Genomic DNA, 3,608 nt, shown 5'->3' with positions numbered 1-3,608 from the left:
GGGCCCGGCGGCCGCGCTGGTCGCCGCGCGCCGCGCGGTCGAGGCCGACCCCGACGCGGGCGACTGCGTCCTCGTCGTGGCCCAGCCCCTCGGCGCCGGCTGCCGGCTCGCCTGGGTCGGCGACGTGCGGGCGTACGCCTGGGACGGCCGGTCACTGCTGGCGCTGACCGTGGACCACACGCTGGCGCAGTACTTCCGCGACCGCGGCAACACGCCGACCCCGGCGATGGAGCACCAGGTGCTGACGAGCGTGCGCACCGCCGCGCCGGCCGAGTACGGCCTCGCGTCGCTGTCGCTGCCGACCCGGCTGCTGCTCACCAGCGACGGCGTCCACAAGACGCTCCCCCACGACACGATCGCCGGCATCCTCCGGCACGCCCCGGAGCCGGCGAGCGCGCTGGTCGCCGCGGCCCGCGAGGCCGGCACCCGGGACAACGCCACGGCCATCGTCGTGGACAACGTCCTCGTGCAGCCGACGGCACCGCACCCGCTGCCCGCGGCGGCCTAGCGGCGCGGGTCCACGTGGATCTTCGGCGCGGCGCCCCACTCCGGGCGGCGGTGGCCGGCGAGCACGTCGGCCACCTCGTCGAGGCCGACGGTCGCAGCGACGAGCGGGCGCGGGTCGACCGCGCCGGAGGCGTACCGCTCGATCGCGCCCGCCAGGCCACCCGAGCCGCTCAGCACCCCGACCGCGGTGACGTCCTTGAGCACCAGCGAGCGGGTGTCGAGCCGGCTCGGCTCGCCCGCGATGCCGATGAACACCACCCGCCCGCCCGGCTCCACCAGCGACACCGCCCGCTCCGGCAACGCCGCCGCGTTCGACGCGTCGATCACCGCGTCGAACCGCAGCGCCGGCAGCTCGGCGGCGGTCCACGCCGGGAACCCCAGCGACCGCGCGAACTCGAGCGACTCCGGCGACACGCCCAGCAGGTGCACCTCGACCCCGTCCGCGGCCGCGAACAGCGCGCACAGCAGGCCGATCGTCCCCGGGCCGAGCACCAGCAGCCGCCGGCCCGCGGACAGCGCGGCCGCCCGCACGGCCCGCACCGCGTTCGCCCCCGGCTCGACGAGTGCGCCCAGCTCGGCGTCCACCGGCAGCTCGTGCAGCGCGCGGACCGGCACCGGCAGCTGGGTGGCGAGGGCGCCCGGCCAGCCGTGCCGGATGCCGATCTCGTGCCGGTCGGCGCACAGGTGCTGGCGCCCGTCGAGGCAGCGCTCGCACCGCCCGCAGCCGAGCATCGTGTCCCCGGTGACCCGCCGACCCAGCCATGAACCGTCCACATCGGACCCCACGGCGGCGACCACGCCGGCCCACTCGTGCCCGATCCGGATCGGGTAGGCCGCCTCGCCGGTGTGCAGGTACGCCATCTCGCCGGAGAAGAACTCCGCGTCGGTGCCACACACCCCGCACCGCTCGACGTCGACGACGACCTCGCCCGGCCCGGCGACCGGAGCCGACACCTCGCGTACCTCGGCACCCCCGGGACCGGTGATGATAAAAGCACGACAGGTCATGATCTCTGGATCCTAGGACGGAAGGACGAGCGATGCCGCTGCGCAGCGACGCCTGGTACGCCGGACGCGACCGCAACGCCTACATCCACCGGGCGTGGATGCGCCGCGGGGCGCCGGAAGACGCGTTCGCGGGCCGGCCGCAGATCGCGATCGCCAACACGGCCTCGGACCTCACCCCGTGCAACAGCCACCTGAACGAGGTCGCCGACAGCGTCCGGCAGGGTGTCTGGGCCGCGGGCGGCGTGCCGCTCAACCTCCCGGTCGTCTCGCTCGGCGAGACCAACGTGCGGCCGACGGCCATGCTGTGGCGGAACATGGCCGCGATGGCGACCGAGGAGCTGCTGCGCGCCAACCCGGTCGACGGCGTCGTGCTGCTCGGCGGCTGCGACAAGACGATCCCGGCGCTGCTGATGGCCGCCGCGTCGGTGGACCTACCGGCGGTCGTGTTGCCCGGCGGTCCAATGCTGACCGGCACCTTCCGCGGCACCCCGCTCGGCTGCGGCACCGACGTGTGGCGGCTGTCCGAGGAGGTCCGCGCCGGCACGCTGGCGGACGAGGACTTCCTGCGGTCCGAGTCGTCCATGATCCGCAGCCGCGGGCACTGCAACACGATGGGCACCGCGTCGACCATGGGCCTGCTCGCCGAGGCGCTCGGCACCACACTGCCCGGCACCGCGGGGATCCCGGCCGCGGACAGCCGGCTGCTGGCCGCCGCGCACGAGTCCGGCCGGCTCGCCGTCGAGCTGGTCCGCGAGGACCGCCGGCCCAGCCTGCTGCTGTCCGCCGGCTCGTTCCACAACGCGATCGTGGCGCTCGCCGCACTCGGCGGGTCCACCAACGCCGTCGTGCACCTGCTCGCGATCGCCGGCCGGCTCGGCGTTCCCCTGTCGCTGGACGACTTCGACCGCGTCGGGTCGAACGTGCCGCTGCTCGTCGACCTGCAGCCGGCGGGCCGGTTCCTCATGGAGGACCTGCACCGCGCGGGCGGCCTGCACGCCGTGCTCGGCGAGGTGCGCGACCTGCTCGACCCGGACGCGCTGACGGTCACCGGCCGGCCGCTCGTCGACCACCTGGCGGGCACCGAGATCTGGGACCCCGAGGTCATCCGCACCCGCGGGACGGCGCTGCAGCCGCACGCGGGAATCGCCGTGCTGCGCGGAAACCTGGCGCCACACGGCGCGATCATCAAGCCGGCCGCCGCGTCCGGCCACCTGCTCGCCCACCGCGGCCGCGCCGTCGTGTTCGACTCGGTCGAGGACCTGCACGCCCGCATCGACGACCCGGGCCTGGACGTCGACGCCGACTCGGTGCTGGTGCTGCGCGGCTGCGGGCCGAAGGGCTACCCGGGCATGCCGGAGGTGGCGAACCTGCCGCTGCCGCGCAAGCTGCTGCGCGCGGGCGTGCGCGACATGGTCCGCGTGTGCGACGGCCGGATGAGTGGCACCGCGTACGGCACTGTCGTGCTGCACGTCGCTCCGGAGGCCGCCGCGGGCGGACCGCTGGCCAAGGTCCGCACCGGCGACCTGGTCGTCCTCGACGTGGCCGCCCGGCGCATCGACGTGGACGTGTCCGACGACGAGCTCGCCGCCCGCGAGCCGGCCCCGGCGATGACCGCCGCGCTGGCCGCGCCGACCCGAGGCTGGGAGCAGCTGTACGTGCGGACGGTGACCGGCGCGGACACCGGCGCGGACCTGGACTTCCTGGTCGGCGCCAGCGGCCACGCGGTCGCCCGCGAGTCGCACTGAGCCGCTACCGCCACGGCACCGCCGCATCCTGGCAGTGGGGCGGGTCGTCCGCGCCGCCGGCACCGCGTAGCAGACGTGTTGCCTCGAGTGTCGCCGCTCACCGTGACCGCAGGTCACGGGTGTCCTTGCGGACCCGGTCGGTCTGTCGGTTCATCGTGCCGATCTGGTTGGCGAGGGCGGCGTGGGACTCGCGCAGCTCGGCGCGGGCGTCGGCGAGCGGCGAGAGCAGGGCGGCCGGGTCGTCGTCGGCAAGTGCGTCGTCCACGCGGGCCTGGGCGACCTCGCCGAGACCGGCCGCGCTGACCTGACCGGCCAGCCGGCGCAGGGTCGCCGAGTTCTCCCGCGCCC

General features: G+C 75.7%; 3 protein-coding genes and 1 pseudogene. 2 read left to right on the top strand and 2 right to left on the bottom strand.

What is annotated here, in order from left to right:
• A partial coding sequence (locus ACRDSK_RS32350) for a PP2C family protein-serine/threonine phosphatase (RefSeq protein ID WP_431445215.1) occupies window positions 1-508 on the top strand: 508 nt, incomplete at its 5' end.
• Here the strand turns inward: ACRDSK_RS32350 and ACRDSK_RS32345 are convergent.
• On the bottom strand, window positions 505-1,461 hold the full coding sequence (locus ACRDSK_RS32345) for a zinc-dependent alcohol dehydrogenase (RefSeq protein ID WP_431445214.1): 957 nt from the start codon (window positions 1,459-1,461) through the stop codon (window positions 505-507). The two genes, ACRDSK_RS32350 and ACRDSK_RS32345, sit on opposite strands and share 4 nt — an antisense overlap.
• Window positions 1,462-1,547: 86 nt before the next feature.
• Between ACRDSK_RS32345 and ACRDSK_RS32340 the strand changes: the two genes are divergently transcribed.
• Window positions 1,548-3,260 carry an IlvD/Edd family dehydratase gene (locus ACRDSK_RS32340; RefSeq protein WP_431445212.1) on the top strand — a complete coding sequence of 571 codons (1,713 nt, stop codon included), beginning with the start codon at window positions 1,548-1,550 and terminating at the stop codon, window positions 3,258-3,260.
• A 97-nt stretch (window positions 3,261-3,357) separates the two neighbouring features.
• Here the strand turns inward: ACRDSK_RS32340 and ACRDSK_RS32335 are convergent.
• Window positions 3,358-3,608 (bottom strand): annotated as a pseudogene (locus ACRDSK_RS32335) (HSP18 transcriptional regulator); the annotation flags it as partial.

Source organism: Actinophytocola sp. (assembly GCF_050699915.1).
Taxonomy (GTDB): Bacteria; Actinomycetota; Actinomycetes; order Mycobacteriales; family Pseudonocardiaceae; genus Actinophytocola.
Note: the sequence above shows the minus strand (reverse complement) of the source record. Positions and strands in the feature narration are given on the sequence as shown.

What these genes read in the sequence shown, in the direction of transcription:
- ACRDSK_RS32340 (WP_431445212.1), top strand. Translation starts at nt 1,548, where the DNA reads ATGCCGCTGCGCAGCGACGCCTGGTACGCCGGACGCGACCGCAACGCC.